General features: G+C 42.5%; 14 protein-coding genes. 7 read left to right on the forward strand and 7 right to left on the reverse strand.

The window, feature by feature from the left end; translation table 11 throughout:
- Positions 1-94: 94 nt before the first annotated feature.
- Both ATB76_RS28040 and ATB76_RS03605 read right to left on the reverse strand, forming a co-directional pair.
- Positions 95-271 carry a DUF6435 family protein gene (locus ATB76_RS28040; RefSeq protein ID WP_104029933.1) on the reverse strand — a complete coding sequence of 59 codons (177 nt, stop codon included), beginning with the start codon at positions 269-271 and terminating at the stop codon, positions 95-97.
- 376 nt (positions 272-647) lie between these two features.
- Entirely contained in the window at positions 648-1,544 is an 897-nt protein-coding gene (locus tag ATB76_RS03605; RefSeq protein ID WP_061034646.1) for a LysR family transcriptional regulator, read from the reverse strand.
- A 110-nt stretch (positions 1,545-1,654) separates the two neighbouring features.
- Between ATB76_RS03605 and accD the strand changes: the two genes are divergently transcribed.
- The 3 genes from accD (at position 1,655) to ATB76_RS03620 (ending at position 4,191) form a co-directional block, all read left to right on the forward strand.
- Entirely contained in the window at positions 1,655-2,524 is an 870-nt protein-coding gene (gene accD / locus ATB76_RS03610; RefSeq protein WP_061034647.1) for an acetyl-CoA carboxylase, carboxyltransferase subunit beta, read from the forward strand.
- A 246-nt stretch (positions 2,525-2,770) separates the two neighbouring features.
- Positions 2,771-3,847, forward strand: coding sequence for a beta-eliminating lyase-related protein (locus ATB76_RS03615; RefSeq protein WP_061034648.1), 1,077 nt, complete (start codon positions 2,771-2,773; stop codon positions 3,845-3,847).
- An 83-nt stretch (positions 3,848-3,930) separates the two neighbouring features.
- Positions 3,931-4,191, forward strand: coding sequence for a DUF5062 family protein (locus tag ATB76_RS03620; RefSeq protein WP_038870892.1), 261 nt, complete (start codon positions 3,931-3,933; stop codon positions 4,189-4,191).
- Positions 4,192-4,264: 73 nt separating this feature from the next.
- Here ATB76_RS03620 and ATB76_RS03625 read toward each other — a convergent pair whose 3' ends face one another.
- Complete coding sequence (locus tag ATB76_RS03625; RefSeq protein WP_061034649.1) at positions 4,265-4,690, reverse strand: nuclear transport factor 2 family protein; 426 nt, start codon at positions 4,688-4,690, stop codon at positions 4,265-4,267.
- A gap of 189 nt (positions 4,691-4,879) precedes the next feature.
- On the opposite strand from ATB76_RS03625, the gene ATB76_RS03630 reads away from it, so the two are divergent.
- Positions 4,880-5,218: a helix-turn-helix domain-containing protein gene (locus ATB76_RS03630; protein WP_039976801.1), complete on the forward strand. Its 339-nt coding sequence runs from the start codon at positions 4,880-4,882 to the stop codon at positions 5,216-5,218.
- Positions 5,219-5,371: 153 nt separating this feature from the next.
- Positions 5,372-5,866: a YcxB family protein gene (locus tag ATB76_RS03635; protein ID WP_061034650.1), complete on the forward strand. Its 495-nt coding sequence runs from the start codon at positions 5,372-5,374 to the stop codon at positions 5,864-5,866.
- Positions 5,867-6,133: 267 nt separating this feature from the next.
- Here ATB76_RS03635 and ATB76_RS03640 read toward each other — a convergent pair whose 3' ends face one another.
- Positions 6,134-6,703, reverse strand: coding sequence for a DUF6795 domain-containing protein (locus tag ATB76_RS03640; RefSeq protein WP_061034651.1), 570 nt, complete (start codon positions 6,701-6,703; stop codon positions 6,134-6,136).
- Positions 6,704-6,942: 239 nt separating this feature from the next.
- On the opposite strand from ATB76_RS03640, the gene ATB76_RS03645 reads away from it, so the two are divergent.
- Together ATB76_RS03645 and ATB76_RS03650 are read left to right on the forward strand one after the other, a co-directional pair.
- Positions 6,943-7,170, forward strand: a complete 228-nt coding sequence (locus tag ATB76_RS03645) for a hypothetical protein (protein WP_240538024.1) — start codon at positions 6,943-6,945, stop codon at positions 7,168-7,170.
- A gap of 323 nt (positions 7,171-7,493) precedes the next feature.
- Positions 7,494-8,351, forward strand: a complete 858-nt coding sequence (locus ATB76_RS03650; protein ID WP_061034652.1) for a hypothetical protein — start codon at positions 7,494-7,496, stop codon at positions 8,349-8,351.
- Here the strand turns inward: ATB76_RS03650 and ATB76_RS03655 are convergent.
- The 3 genes from ATB76_RS03655 to gcvP form a co-directional block, all read right to left on the reverse strand.
- Entirely contained in the window at positions 8,348-10,846 is a 2,499-nt protein-coding gene (locus ATB76_RS03655) for a DEAD/DEAH box helicase (protein ID WP_061034653.1), read from the reverse strand. The genes ATB76_RS03650 and ATB76_RS03655 overlap by 4 nt on opposite strands.
- A complete protein-coding gene (locus ATB76_RS03660; RefSeq protein ID WP_061034654.1) occupies positions 10,843-11,739 on the reverse strand; it encodes a DUF1837 domain-containing protein in 897 nt (298 codons plus the stop codon). Before ATB76_RS03660 ends, ATB76_RS03655 begins: the two co-directional genes overlap by 4 nt.
- Positions 11,740-12,172: 433 nt before the next feature.
- On the reverse strand, positions 12,173-15,037 hold the full coding sequence (gcvP, locus tag ATB76_RS03665; RefSeq protein ID WP_061034655.1) for an aminomethyl-transferring glycine dehydrogenase: 2,865 nt from the start codon (positions 15,035-15,037) through the stop codon (positions 12,173-12,175).
- Positions 15,038-15,157 lie beyond the last annotated feature (120 nt).

Below are 15,157 nucleotides of genomic sequence, written 5' to 3' on the forward strand. Positions count from 1 at the left end.
ATTTAAAAACAGAAAGGTGAACCAAACCGTTCACCTTCATACTTTTATTGGTTGCTGATCCAACCTTAATCGATCATCGAGCTTAACGTAGGACTCAACTCTGGGGCTTGTGAGCGGTTTTTATTTGCTCGAAAAGCTCTTCGGCCTCCGCCGTCAACAATGAGTAGGTACGTACGTCGCCTCGTCTTTGCGCTTGCATCGCTTGTTCAAGCAGCATTGAGTGGCGCTTTTTGAGTTTCTTGACAGAATTGTTTTTGAAGAAAGAAAACATAAATAAATCCTTTACTTAGAACCTTCCTTTATTACGCGTTTTGTCTGCGTTTGGTTCAAACCATAAACACCGTACTATTGTTTTGTTACGTCTTTCTTTTGTTCAATCTGCCGCCAAAGATGACAGTTTTTGACTGTTCTATGAGAGGGCTCTTGGGAAAATTTAGACTTACTTTGCCGATATGATTGCACCGTGGATCTCGACTAACGCCCCTGAACTGGCGAAATACAGCCTGACTTCGGGCTTGTTCTGGTTAATTGTATTGGTGGATGCAATTGGCTGCAGGTTAATAATTCAACCTCGCGATTCAATGTAACGATACCTAAAGACAAGTCCGGCATAGAAGCAACTATGCCGGACTTTTTGTATTCACCTTTTAAGCTTCATGTGCTTGGCGTTGCAGGTGTTCGATAAATACTGGTATCTTTTTCGCTAAATGCTTCCTCGACGCATAAAACGCATACAACACCAAATCTTCCGGTGTGTATTCCAAGTCAATCACTTCCAAGCAGCCTGAATTTAAGTCCTCTCGGCAAAACTCAGCAGGCAGAATCGCAAAGCCCAACCCAGCCAATGCAGCGGACTTGGCAAGTTGTCCGCTGTTTACCTTAAATGAAGACTTCACTCTTTGAGTTATCAGCTCTCCCTCTGGGCTTTTGAAAACCCAAGGTGTTCCTTTTAATGCAGTAAAGCTACTCACGCACGGAACGTGCCTCAAATCTGTGATTTGGTAAGGTTTCTGGCACGCTTTCAACAGGTTAGGTGAAGCGACGATAACACTCGACCAGCGTTTAATCTCTTTGGCAATCCAATTACTGTCTTCCAGCTTCCCGCGATGAAACCCTAAGATCACGTCAAACCCGTCTAACAAGCTTTCTTTTGGGCTTAAGTTTGTTTCGCAGTTCAATGAAATTGAAGGGTGTTGAACACAAAAAGAGACGACTGCCTTTGCTAGCTCTGGTGAATCTGGCATCAGAACGTTGAGTTGGCCCATGACCGTTCGAGAATGTTGAGTTACGTCTTGAAGCGCATCATTCAGTGTGTCCAGTAGCGGCTGTGTACGTAAATAAAGGTGTTCACCGGCGTCTGTCGCGCAAATTCTTCGGGTTGTTCTATCAAACAATCGCACATTAAGTTGTTCTTCCAGTAAAGCAATATGCCGACTGACATTTGATGTGGGTAGGGACAAAAACTCAGCAGCTCTCTTAAAGCTATTGTTCTCATAGACGCAGTGGAAACTCTTTAGCCATTGTGGATCAATTTTATCGAGCATCCTAGTTAATCCCATTTTGTTGGATTATAAAGCCTATAAATCACACTTTATTACTGAAAATAGGTTTATACAATGCTTGCTAACGTGATTTTTGGATAAAGGTTCCCCCTATGAGTTGGTTAGAAAAGCTATTAGATAACAAGAGCATCATCAGTACGCGGAAAGTGTCAATTCCAGAAGGAGTATGGACCAAGTGTCCGTCTTGCGATCAAGTATTATATCGGCTTGCCCTCAAGGAGAACTTAGAAGTTTGCCCGAAATGCCAACATCATATGCGGATGTCTGCTCGACATCGTTTGGATAGCTTCTTGGATAAAGGAGAGTGGATAGAAATCGGCAGTGAATATGAGCCAAAAGATCTGCTCAATTTTAAGGATAAAAAGCGCTACAAAGAACGTATTGTCCTCGCTCAAAAGAATACCGGAGAGAAAGATGCGTTGATCACGATGAAAGGTGAGCTACTCGGTTTACCCATTGTCGCCTGTGCATTCGAGTTTTCTTTTATGGCGGGGTCGATGGGGTCAGTCGTAGGTGCTCGTTTTGTTGATGCCGTCGATACGGCAGTAAGAGATAATTGTGCACTAGTTTGTTTTTCAGCTTGTGGTGGTGCTCGTATGCAAGAGTCTTTAATGGCGTTAATGCAGATGGCAAAAACCAGCGCAGCATTGGCGCGGCTATCTCACGCACGCTTACCTTATATTTCGGTATTGACCGATCAAACGTTCGGCGGCGTCTCTGCAAGTTTAGCTATGCTGGGAGACATCAATATCGGTGAGCCAGAAGCAAGGATCGGGTTTGCTGGACGCCGTGTGATTGAACAAACCGTACGAGAAAAGCTACCGGATGGCTTTCAACAAAGTGAGTTCCTTCTGGAGCATGGCGCTTTAGACATGATTGTCGAGAGAAGTGATATGCGAAGGAGGATAGGTGGGTTAATCGCAAAACTGACCAATAAAAATATTCAACCTGAAGCGGAGTAAGTTTCTGTAGCGTATTTCGTCAGCGAAAGGCCAAGACAAAGAATTTTCGCCAATTTATAACTGGGTTTCTTTTCGTGTTTACGGTGAGCATGATCTTTGTTCTGCATAAATCATTCTTGAGCTGAATCTATGTCCAGTCGGAGGTTCCGCACGGAGGCATACGCAGAAAAGACATCGCGAAAATGCAGTTTACGCCTCCGTATTAACAAGTTACATTGTTGAAACTTTGATTCAAAGGACAGAACAATGAGTGCCCACCTAAAACAGCTTTGTCATACCCATCTCCCTGGTAATAAAGAAGACTCTCCAGCCGAACACTTTGCGAAAATGGCAAAGTGGTGCGAAGAAAACAACGTGAATCACGATGTCTACGGCGAGGGAGAGACGATTCAAGCGTTCGAGCAAAAGGTTGCTGATCTGTTGGGTTACGAGGCAGGGCTTTTTGTTGTAACAGGGACGATGACACAGCCAACGGTGCTTGAAATTGTCACAAGACAAAAGCGTAATCCTATTGTCGCCATGCACGCATCTAGCCATATTCCAGTGCATGAAAAACAAGGTTATCAGCTTCAACATCGCTTTAATATTCTACCAGTAGGTAACCCTTACCAAACATGGAAGCTTGAAGATCTCACTGCGTGGACGGATGAAATCGCAGCCGTTCTTTATGAACTCCCGATGCGCGAAATTGGCGGTCAGCTACCTTCATGGCAAGAACTGGAAGAAATCAAAGCGTACTGCGCCGAAAATGACATTCATCTCCACATGGATGGCGCAAGACTATGGGAAACCGCAGCGTACTATCAGAAAGAATACCGTGAGATCGCCGCTGGTTTTGATACGACCTATGTTTCACTCTACAAAGGCATCAACGGCATGGGCGGATCTATGTTGCTTGGCTCAAAGTCGTTCATTGAACTGGCTTCAATGTGGATGAAGCGACAAGGTGGCAACCTTTATCACAGAACACCTTATGTGGTGTCTGCGGCAATGCAGTTTGATGAAAGGTTGTCACAAATGCCGGCTCTGTTTGAGCGAACAAAACAGCTCTACAAAATCATTGAAGAGTTCCCGTGTTTAGCGGTAAGACCAACTCAGCCTCAAGCAAACATGTTGCACCTTATCCTGCCATTTAGCTGTGAAGAGTTGAAAGAACTCCAACACACGTTTGCCACGGAAAAGGGCATTTGGTTTGGTAACCCGCAAGTCACGGCACATCCAAATCAATCCATTGTTGAATGGTATGTTGGCGACTACCTGCTCAACCTTGATGATGACGAATTAAGGTCATTTTTCAATCAGTTACTCGGTAATAAGGCATAAACTTATCAATATGCGAGCTTATTAACACGTCACTGGCGTTACTTCATGTATTCTGAGGTCAAGCGAACAAGAGGATTTTATCAATGTCAAAAAGCTCCAAGCTTCACAATGAAGATAAACTGGTTAAAAAGGCACTAGAGATTGCCGGAAAGATGGCAAAGATGCAGGGCTTTGACCTTCCTCAGTCACCACAACCAGTAAGAGTAAAAGCGATTTACCTGTTCTTGGTTGATGCTAAACAGATCACGCCACTACCGGACAGCAAATTAGATGGCGCAAACATTAAACACAGACTGGCACTTTGGATTCACAGTGCGTTGCCAGACAACGACCCTCTAAAATAGAAAACCTGAAGAAATAACAACGATTATTCATTAACAAGGCGAGCCAAATGGTTCGCCTTGTTTGATCTAGGCGTCAATAGCCGTTGGGATTGTCAATCACATAGACCCAACCACCATCCACATAGTGCATCACCTCTAATGCTGTTCCTTGAATGTTGTTACCTTGCGAAGCGTTCAATATTTCCCAATCAGATCGCACCATGGCAATGTCGTCATTAATGTGAATAGAAACGCTTTTGGTGAGCATGTCTACATCGCCATTCATGTAGCCTTTCAATACCTGTTTAATTTCTTCTCTGCCTTTGGCTTGATTACCTTTTTTATCTAAAACAAATACTGCGTCTGGGTGAAAAAGCGTACCTAATCCATCCAAATCTTTCTTTGCAAAATACTGCCCAAATAACGCATGTAACTCTGAGGGTGTTTGTGGTTTTGAATAAAGATCCTCAGCGTGTAAGCCAAGGGAGAGAAAAGAGATAAACAGTAAAACGTAACGCATAACTTCATCCTTTTGATATTGGCTTAGGCCGCAGTTGTGCCTCCGCCTTGTTGTGTTTTCACAATAGATAAGTCGGTTACAATTTAAAATTAGCTTCCTAAAGGTAACTAGTTACGCCTAGGTAACTATTGGTCTGCGAGGTCGCGTTTGATTACACTTACTTAGCAAAGAATGAATTGGGAAAGGACGATGCCGACGAAAGTAAATCATCGAGTACAGCCAGATGGCTATTGCAGTGTCGATAAATATTTAACTTTGATATCGACAAAGTGGACAGCGCACATCGTATGGTTGCTCGGGCAACAAGAAGAGATGCGATTCGGTCAAATTCGCAAACAATTAGCGCTGGTCTCAAGCAAAGTGCTTACAGAGCGTTTGAAGCTGTTGTCTGAGCATGGATTTGTGTGGCGAAAACAACAAGACACCATTCCTGTTACCGTGAATTATGGGTTAACCCCAAAAGGTAAAGAGCTTGCTGGTGTCGTTGAACTCATTGTCCAAAAAGCCGATGACTGGGACGCCGAGTAGGCGGCATATCGAACCGTCGTCGTTTTTCGGTATTATTGATTTACAAAACAGAATCAAAAGGACTAAAGATAAATCCAGAGAAGCGCTACAATGCATGCGTTGCGAGAGTGCAACCAAGATTACTCATTTACAGAAACCTTGAAGTAACCATACATGTCTAAAGATTTCGAATTCACTACAGAATACACACTCGACAAACCTTTCTTTGCCGAGTGTTATGATCAAACTAGCCAGCCAACGAAGTTCCCACAGGCGTACCTAAAAGGGATACTGTTTCTTATCTTTGGTGTGGTCTTATTGGAGTTTGAACTGCTACCTAACGGTTATGTGGGTTGGTTCTTTGTCGTATTGAGTGTGATTGAAGCGTTCAGCGTGTACTGCAAGCGAACGTGGTGGCTGTGGCGTCAAACCATCAGCTCAAGCCGTGGCAGTAAAGTGGTGTTTGAAGTGAATGCAGACGGAGTACGCTACAAAAGCGGTAAAATCGATCGTAGCCTCGCTTGGAATGAAATCGACCAACTCGAACAAACTGATTTGGGCTTTATCCTTCATCTTGGTAAACAACGCCAATACATCAGCAAATCTTGCTTAAACGAAGAAGTCATTGCGTTTATGGTAGAACAGCACGCGGCATCGAAAGCGAGCTAACAAAAACCAACTAACAAAAGAGGCGAGCCAAGTGGTTCGCCTTTTTTACTCTTAGGATTTGGTGTTCAGGGGGTAGCTCTGATTCAGACTCAAGGGCTGAATTACTACACTCGGCGTTTCCAATGGGGTCACTCCAGCGGTCCTGTTTGAGACTAGGAATCCCCCTAAGCGTGCTGTGGGAATCAAACCCGCATCGTCAGCTTGGAAGGAGGCGTAGTACGGTGTTTGTAAGAGCAATTGGTCATTAAATCTATTTAATATCAACTATTACGTGTCCTTGTTTAGTAGTACTCTTTCAGAAAATCCTTTCAAATCGCACCTACTAAAAACTTCAAGATCGAGACCATGCTCAACAAATTTATTTTTAAAAAAGTAATGATATTCGTCCGAATTAATCTCACAACTTAAACCAAGAAGATTATCTGAAATAAATTCATAGGGTTTCACATCAGAAAATCGAGCTTCTAGTAAGTAGTATTTTTTGCCATCTACAAAAATGTAAATGCCAATGTAGCTAGAGGATTCATGAAGGGCAGGTTCTTTAAACGTCTGATAGTGGTATGTGGGTTCGAAATCAAAATACCCCTTTTCTGACGTTATAGTTTCGGTGATATAACGGTTGTTAGAAAAAGCCGTGTGTAGATAAACTACCTCGCTAGTAAACGCTTTCCCGTTTAAGTGTAAGCTACCAGTGATCTCTGAGCTAAGTGTGTATTGAAACTTTTTTGATTTGAAGAAATTAAACATATCTGCGTTGCAACCTGTAGAGAGCAATAATATTGTGGCACTCATAAGGAAAACCAGTATTTTAGTCATTCGCTTGCCAATATCGTACATAGGTCAACCCATCCCCATGCGTGAGAAGATACTATGTTCTAATGATCTCAAGTGCTAGCCTATAACCGTCCCAGCTTTTAAATCAAGTCATGCTAAATCTTATATCTAGGCACACTTTAAAAAATAATGTAAATAATATTTCCATTACTTTCATGGTTGGCTTTGTTGTGCAATTCGTCTTCAAACTAAAGCATGCTTAAAATGAACTTATGGAATGACACCATTGGATACATGACTTATTGCTGTCTGATGATCACGATATCGAGAGTATTGATGTTTCTTACCTTGGCGAAGGTAAGTATGCCGCTGAGTTTGATGTCCGTTGGCGCGGCGACTTTAAGGATGGTTCGTTTACTGACCTCACCGTAGCGCAACGCTGGGTGATGTACGAATCGGAACAGTTCGATCACCCAGTGATTGATAGCTACCTTGCGGTGGTGAAGAGTAATAAACTGACTGTCGATTAGGGGAGGTCGGAACAAGTTACCCTTGATTAGCTAAGGTTTAGCACCATAAACGTCTCAGTTACCTCATCCCATACAAAAAAGGCGAACCACGTGGTTCGCCTTTTTCGATCTTGAAGCTCGGTGTTTAGTGGAGATGTGTTATGGAAGGTGAGATCTATCGTTTCAGAATAGAGTAGGGATAATGGTGGCTACAGCAAGGCCCGAAAAATCATAGATATAGGTCTTAAATTATCGTGACTCAACTTTCGCAATCGTTGTTACCGTGCTAAAATACTGTTCATTAATACAGGCGATAACTCTGTTAGGAATTGAGTGGAGTTAAAATGAACAAATTAAAAAAAAGTGTGACTGTACGTTTTTTTTCCATTGATGCAACAAGCTCATTTTTCGATAGCTTTTCAGCCAACTACGCTGTTAGTTGTGAAGGGGTATCGTGCTCCAGAATTATAACCAATAGAACTGTTAAGCATCTGATTAAAACTCTCCCTAATCATAATGATGGCTTCATTATTTCTGTTGTTAAAGAAAGGAATACTTGGCAAACAAAGGCAACCAGAGATGGCGAAATTTCTGGTCTAGCATTAAACCAAGGAATTATCGGCGATCCTTACTACTTCAGTGTAATTCCAGAGAAAAAACTCATACTTGGTTTTACGACAGGCCCTATTGGCAGCTTGAAAAGTGTGGCTAAATTCGCTTTAGAGCAGTTTAATTCTAGTCGGACGGAGAAAATCGATCTATCTTTAATACCGAAAGAAAAGGAATACGATAAGCTAAGAGAACTTCCAGATTATAGTAGCCTCCATTTTAAAATAAACTCGTCTTCATTGTCAGATTTATCTGATGATGCCCCACTATTAATTAAGAATTTAGGCTCAGCTCCTTATATAGACAATAATATTCAATTATCTCTCGACTTAGACTGTAGCGATGAACCTGAAAGCATCATAAATAAAGAAAGTTTAATAGAAATTGTTAACTATTTGTCTGAAAATGATGCGTGTACTTTGCTTAAGGTTAAAGGAGTTGATAGTGATGGCCAAAAAGTTAATTTAGATTTTGGAAACGCCTTTATGAATTATAAAGCCGATCTTAAGCTGAGAAATAAGTATATTGACCAAGATACTTCATTGCAGGTTTTAAGATCGGCTTTAGACTCTATCCATCAAATATTCAACTAGCCTGCTAGCGTTCTTATCTCCCTCTTGGTGACTGGATGGAGGTTGTCAAGAGGTTTAGAATCGAGCATCTCTAGTAACTGGTATATGGTTTCTATCTTTGAGGTGCTTCCTAACAAATCTTCTATCTCATTTGCAGCTTCTCTTGAGAGCCCCATATTGATAAGGTTAACCATGTTTTCATCACAAGCACCGATCTCCAGATAGGTATGTAATTTTACGCTTGTCTTATCAGTACCTTTCTGATTCATTTTATTAGTGAGTAGCAAGTGATAGCAGCTTAAAGCATTTCTAAGCCTAAACCTAATATCATTATTTATTACTTTAATAACGTTTCTTACAGACTTATTAACATTGCTAGAATCGGTATTACTTTTATCCCATGCAATCTGTTCTGTTATAATTTCTTTAAGGCTTTTTCCTGAAACCCATTTAGATGAAATGACGCATATGTAATTGATTGTATATTCATCACTATTAATGTATACGCCTAGTTCGTTTAGTTTAAGAGCTACTCTAAGTAGTACTTCATATAAATCAGGAGACTTTGGATGTGGTAATACCCAATCGTTGAAGTCTTCAAGATTATCTAAGAAGCTAAACAATTTATTTTGTTGGATGTAACCGACAGTTGGGTTAGCTTCTAATGTAAACGGTGCTACTCTTAGCGACCTGTAAGCTTTATCTACTGATTTCAATAGCAACTCAATATCATCATCTCGTAAAGATAACTCTTTCGAGCCTAAGGTGCTTTCTAGTCCATCATTAGAGAACTCCCTAATGAGTTTGTTCGCAATGGTATAAAACCTATATTGATCAGACTCATCGTGGGGATATGTGCCAGATAGAGCATATAATACTCCAGTGAGCTCTGTGTTGAGGGTTTTATAGTATGTAGGTAGTTTGTTTTCTTCGTCTTCATCGTCTTCAAAGTAATCTTTGAATGTCCAGTTTTCAGGATCAATGAGAAAGATGTTTCCTGAGAAGTGTTCTAGCATTCGACCAGCACGGCCTGTGATGTTGTTGAGCTTTACATCTTCTAAGCGTTCAGATGGTTTTCCAACAATGGTCTGTATTGGGTTTTGTAAGAATAAGTTTTTAGCTGGTAGGTTTACACCCTCGGCTAACGTACTAGTACATGCAATAAAGTTAACTTCTCCATCTTTCGCAAGATTCTCTATCATTACTCTAACAGAGCTTGGTAGAGGGCCGTAATGGAAAGCTACTCCCTTTCTTAGGTTATTTGCCAGACTAAATTCTTCATGGATGAATCTTTCAATGTAATCCGCCGCTTCTTCGAGGTTATCTGTAACATCAAATTCATCGATCCGCTCTGCTATGTCCTTTGCGGTATCTTCACAGTAATTAGTTTTATTTCTGTAGATTATATTACTTTGTCCTTTACCAAGCCTTAAGACTATGTCTGCTAGCTTAACCCCTGTAAAAGCCTTTGGTATAGTTACAGTATGGTTTAGGTTTTTACTCGATATCTCTATGTTTCTACCAGTCAGTTTTACTGACATTATTATCTTTGCTACAGGTGAGTGCCTTGTTATCTCCTTGTGGAAGTCAATATCGCTAAACACTGAACTAAAGGCGTTCTTGTAGCTTTCTGAAGGCATACTAATAATGATTTGAGGAAAGCTGTCTTCAAGAAGCTTTTCTAAGGTCAAATGGAGAAGCACACCTCGGCTTTTATCTGAAATGTTATGAGCTTCATCTATGAATAAATAGTTGAAGCTTAGGTCTCCTCGCTGAATTAGCTCGTAGAGTCGTTCTTGTGTCATAACAAAAATCGTTTTATCGCTAAATTCTTTGTCATCTCGTGGAACTGTGCATATTTCGATATTTTCGTGTTGTCCAAAGCCTTTAGCTATTTCGTAAACCTTTCCAGATACTTCAGAAATGAGTGCCCTAGTTGGGACTACAATTGCTGCGAAAGAACCGTTAGGGCTTTCAGATACCTCTCTAACTAAGTATGTCAATATTATATGAGTCTTTCCCGCTGAAGTAGGAGCGATAGTGAGGACATCCTCGTCAGACTCCAGGTTTTCCCACAGCATTCTTTGAAAATCGGTCAATGGAAAGTCAAGTTCCTTAACCGAGTTGAGATTTTTCTTAAACTCAAACCTAGCATTGTTATAAAACCCCAAATCCATCTTCACATCTGGATAACGGTGCTCTAGAAGAGAAATATTCGGAAAATCCCCTGAATCAATAAACATGCTTTTAGCAATGGGTACTAACTCAGGGTACAGGTCTCCCGATACATCAAGTAGCATGGCCAGCAAAATAGCTGCCTCTCTCCTTGTTTCTTGTTCGGTAGACTTACTAAAGTATTGAATCACAGAAACTATTCTTTTTACGAAGTTCCTATCAAGCTCTATTTCGTTTCTTAAAAGATAAGCTACGTAAGTATTGAAGAGGGTTTCTTTATCCTTACTAAACTCAGGGTGTGAAGAAATCTTGATGTTTACCTTATCTGCTAACGTGTTCATTTATATATTCCTGTGTAAGCAATAAATTCTTCGACCAGCTTGCTTACACAAGTAAATGGCAACATTAATAGTGTAACTTCATTAACATCAAGACCCTTATTCTGTACTTTTCCAAAAAAGTCGTTGATGTACTCATTAGCTATTTTTTCATATGAACCAACGTAGTCGGGAGCATTTTGAAAAATAATGTCTGGCTGAGTAAAGCCGATGAAGCAAGGAGAGTGAATGTGCTGAATACTATCGGATGATGTATAAGGGTTTAGAGCATCTAATATCAATTCCTCAAGTTCATCGTCTAAATTAGGAAAGTCCATATGGCTTTCAATGAGATCAAACTCATCCCCAAACTTTTCTTTTGCACTCTCGATTGAGGACGCAGCACTTGCTGCTGCAGCCTTGAACTTTTGGTAAAGTTTCGATTCACCTAAATAAACTCTAAAGTTTCCATCAACCATTTGAGCGTGAACGGCGTCTGCCCCAAATACAGGCATAGTTGCTCTATCTTTCATCGATACCTTACTGAGTATCTTTGGAGCTGATAAGTAAACGTCAAGTAATGTGAACAAAATTAGTTCACCAAGTTCACCTTGGGCTGTATGTTTACTTATTTTTCTTAAAGCTTTGTTAAAGAGTTCGTCCATCGCAGTCTCACTGCTTTTACCAAGTTTTTTTTCAATTTCGGTACATGTAAAAACATAGTTTTGTAGGATGCCATTTTTGATACATTCAAAAAACTCAGACAAGCTAGCTTTTCCATCTTCGTGACAAGGAAGGTAAACAAGTAGCGTGTTCACTTGACGACCATCTTCTAGATAAAACGTCGTTGGTAACTCTTTTAGAATACTCTTTATTTCATCTGCATTGGATAGTTGGGGTTTTAAGACGGGATCCATGGGCTACTATGATGCTCCAGATAGTATTATGAAATAATCGGCATAATACACCCATATTTAGTGTGGGTAGTAATTGTTTTTAGCTAACTAATTGTATTTGTGACTTTGATAACTTTTGAATTAGAAATACGCATAGTCCGAACCTCTAGTTAGCGTTTGCTTCTCAAGAGGGCTGTAAAAGTCTTATAGCCAACTTTAAAGAAATTTTGAGGATTACTTATAGGGTGTAGGTTGTGGGTGTGTTCAGAGTCTATCTATTATGAAATCCCCAAATAGTAGACAGATCTACTGGTGTGATTTTTATTGCGGTGCGGATGGTTTACTGACTGAAACGAAAAATCTGCTACATAGTTTCTAAACTGCAGTTAGAAAAGAAAAAGACCTGAGAAGCGGGAGCGCTCTCAGGTCTTTGTCTATTCAGATTCTACAAAAATTAATCTTCGTAGTTATCGATGCTTGGGCACGAGCAGATTAGGTTACGGTCGCCGTATACGTTATCTACGCGGTTTACTGTTGGCCAGTATTTCCAAGATTTGGTTGCTTTAGAAGGGAAGCAGCCAAGTTCACGAGAGTAAGGGCGATCCCATTCATCTTTCGCTAGGTCAACTTGAGTGTGTGGCGCGTTAACAAGCGGGTTGTTATCTAGCGGCCATTCACCGTTCTTAACCTTCGTCATCTCTTCACGGATTGCGATCATCGCATCACAGAAGCGGTCTAGCTCTTCTAGGTCTTCCGATTCTGTTGGCTCAACCATTAGCGTGCCTGCTACAGGGAACGACATGGTTGGTGCGTGGAAACCGTAGTCCATTAGACGCTTCGCGATATCTTCTTCGCTGATGCCTGTTTCTTCTTTTAGTGGACGAATGTCGATAATACATTCGTGCGCTACACGGCCGTTAGAGCCACGGTAAAGAACAGGGTAGTGAGGGCGTAGTTGCTCCATCACGTAGTTTGCGTTCAGAATCGCTACTTTCGTTGCGTCTGTTAGGCCAGCTTCGCCCATCATTGCGATGTAAGCCCAAGAGATAGGCAGGATAGATGCGCTACCCATATCTGCTGCGGATACTGCGAAGTTTTCGCCGTCTGCACCGTTTTCAATGTGACCCGGTAGGAAAGGCGCTAGGTGAGATTTCACACCGATAGGACCCATGCCCGGACCGCCACCACCGTGTGGGATACAGAAGGTTTTGTGTAGGTTCAGGTGAGAAACGTCTGAGCCAATAAAGCCTGGCGTGGTTAAACCAACCTGTGCGTTCATGTTAGCACCGTCTAGGTAAACCTGACCGCCCGCGGCATGAACCATTTCACACACTTCTTTCACTTGCTCTTCGTATACGCCGTGCGTAGAAGGGTAAGTGATCATGATGCTTGATAAGTTGTCTTTGTGCTTCTCGATTTTCGCTGCTAGGTCGTCGATGTCGATGTTGCCTTCTTCATCACACTTAACCACAACCACTTTCATTGACACCATAGACGCTGTCGCAGGGTTAGTACCGTGCGCAGAGCTTGGGATCAAGCATACGTTACGGTGACCTTCGCCACGGCTTTCGTGGTAGCGTTGAATCGCGATAAGACCTGCGTACTCACCCGATGCACCAGAATTTGGTTGTAGTGAGAATGCGTCGTAGCCTGTAATTTCGCATAGCTTCTCTTTTAGATCTTTTGCTAGCGCTGCGTAACCGGCTGCTTGTTCTGCTGGTGCGAACGGGTGGATCGAACCAAACTCAGGCCATGTTACTGGAATCATCTCTGCTGCTGCGTTCAGCTTCATCGTACAGCTGCCCAGTGGGATCATGCCGTGCGTTAGTGAGAAGTCTTTGTTCTCTAGCTGTTTTAGGTAACGCATCATCTGTGTTTCGCTGTGGTGCGTGTTAAACACAGGGTGCGTTAGGTATTCTGTTGTGCGGCGCAGTGCTTCTGGAATCGCTGCAAACTCGTTGCCTGCAATTTCAGTTGATAGTGCTGCGACTTCTTCTTTCACACCGAATACTGCGAATAGGGCTTCTACGTCTGCCACTGTTGTGGTTTCGTCGAAGCTTACACCTAGTTGAGTACCCAACTTACGTAGGTTGATGTCTGCGGCTAGTGCTTTCGCGTATAGGTCTTCAGTTTGTGCACCAGTATTGATGGTGATGGTGTCGAAGAAGCTGTTGTGAGCAAGCTCGAAGCCGCCTTTCGTTAGGCCAGCTGCTAGGATGGCTGTCATGTGGTGCGTACGACGAGCAATCGTGCGTAGGCCTTCTGCGCCGTGGTAAACCGCGTAGAAAGACGCCATGTTCGCTAGCAGTGCTTGAGCGGTACAGATGTTTGATGTCGCTTTTTCACGACGGATGTGCTGCTCACGCGTTTGCATTGCCATGCGCAGTGCTTGGTTGCCGTTGGTATCGATAGAAACACCGATAACACGACCTGGCATTGTACGCTTGTGCTTGTCACGTGTTGCCATGAAGGCTGCGTGTGGACCGCCGTAACCCATAGGTACGCCGAAACGTTGCGCCGAGCCGATTGCTACGTCTGCGCCCATTTCACCCGCAGGTTTCAGTAGGGCAGAAGCCAATAGGTCAGTCGCTACGGTTACTAGCGTTTTGTTTGCTTGTGCTTTTGCGATGATGTCCGTTAGGTCACGAACTTCACCCGTTGTACTTGGGTATTGAACTAGCGCGCCGAATACATCTTGCTCTGGTAGTGATTCTAGAGAACCAACTAGTACTTCAAAGCCGATGAATTTCGCACGAGTTTTTACCACTTCTAGCGTTTGTGGGTGAACGTCGTCAGCAACGAAGAATACGTTGCTCTTGCTCTTACCCGCACGCTTACAAAGTGTCATCGCTTCACCGGCCGCCGTTGCTTCATCAAGCAATGACGCGTTTGCGATTTCCATACCAGTAAGATCCATCACCATTTGTTGGTAGTTTAGAAGCGCTTCTAGACGACCTTGTGAGATCTCTGGTTGGTAAGGGGTGTAAGCGGTGTACCAGCCCGGGTTTTCCATCACGTTACGTAGAATTACGTTTGGCGTGAAGGTGTTGTAGTAACCCTGACCAATGAATGTACGTTTAACTTGGTTCTGATCGGCGAACTCACGCATTGCTGCCAGCATGTCTGCTTCGCTTTTCGCTTCTGCCAAGCTCATTGGCTGCTCTAGGCGAATTTGTGCTGGTACGGTTTCGTCGATAAGCGAATCTAGGCTAACTGCGTTGATCGCTTCCAACATTTTCTGTTGGTCAGATTTGTTTGGTCCGTTGTGGCGAGCAACGAACTCGTTTTGTGTGCTGAGGCTTTGAAGTAATTCAGTCATTGTCCTTTACCTACTCCTTGGTTCGGGTAACGGATGAACGCTACTGATAATCTAAATTATACGTCCGAACCTAGAAAAAAAGCTGCCCACTTGGTGTTAAGGGGACAGCTTTCGTCTCAT

Origin of the sequence: Vibrio sp. MOR3 (assembly GCF_001557775.1) — a bacterium.
Taxonomy (GTDB): domain Bacteria; phylum Pseudomonadota; class Gammaproteobacteria; order Enterobacterales; family Vibrionaceae; genus Vibrio; species Vibrio jasicida.

Excerpts from the sequence above, each read along its gene's own strand:
- ATB76_RS28040 (WP_104029933.1), bottom strand. The coding sequence starts at position 271 with ATGTTTTCTTTCTTCAAAAACAATTCTGTCAAGAAACTCAAAAAGCGC.
- ATB76_RS03605 (WP_061034646.1), bottom strand. The coding sequence starts at position 1,544 with ATGCTCGATAAAATTGATCCACAATGGCTAAAGAGTTTCCACTGCGTC.
- accD (WP_061034647.1), top strand. The coding sequence starts at position 1,655 with ATGAGTTGGTTAGAAAAGCTATTAGATAACAAGAGCATCATCAGTACG.
- ATB76_RS03615 (WP_061034648.1), top strand. The coding sequence starts at position 2,771 with ATGAGTGCCCACCTAAAACAGCTTTGTCATACCCATCTCCCTGGTAAT.
- ATB76_RS03620 (WP_038870892.1), top strand. The coding sequence starts at position 3,931 with ATGTCAAAAAGCTCCAAGCTTCACAATGAAGATAAACTGGTTAAAAAG.
- ATB76_RS03625 (WP_061034649.1), bottom strand. The coding sequence starts at position 4,690 with ATGCGTTACGTTTTACTGTTTATCTCTTTTCTCTCCCTTGGCTTACAC.
- ATB76_RS03630 (WP_039976801.1), top strand. The coding sequence starts at position 4,880 with ATGCCGACGAAAGTAAATCATCGAGTACAGCCAGATGGCTATTGCAGT.
- ATB76_RS03635 (WP_061034650.1), top strand. The coding sequence starts at position 5,372 with ATGTCTAAAGATTTCGAATTCACTACAGAATACACACTCGACAAACCT.
- ATB76_RS03640 (WP_061034651.1), bottom strand. The coding sequence starts at position 6,703 with ATGTACGATATTGGCAAGCGAATGACTAAAATACTGGTTTTCCTTATG.
- ATB76_RS03650 (WP_061034652.1), top strand. The coding sequence starts at position 7,494 with ATGAACAAATTAAAAAAAAGTGTGACTGTACGTTTTTTTTCCATTGAT.
- ATB76_RS03655 (WP_061034653.1), bottom strand. The coding sequence starts at position 10,846 with ATGAACACGTTAGCAGATAAGGTAAACATCAAGATTTCTTCACACCCT.
- ATB76_RS03660 (WP_061034654.1), bottom strand. The coding sequence starts at position 11,739 with ATGGATCCCGTCTTAAAACCCCAACTATCCAATGCAGATGAAATAAAG.
- gcvP (WP_061034655.1), bottom strand. The coding sequence starts at position 15,037 with ATGACTGAATTACTTCAAAGCCTCAGCACACAAAACGAGTTCGTTGCT.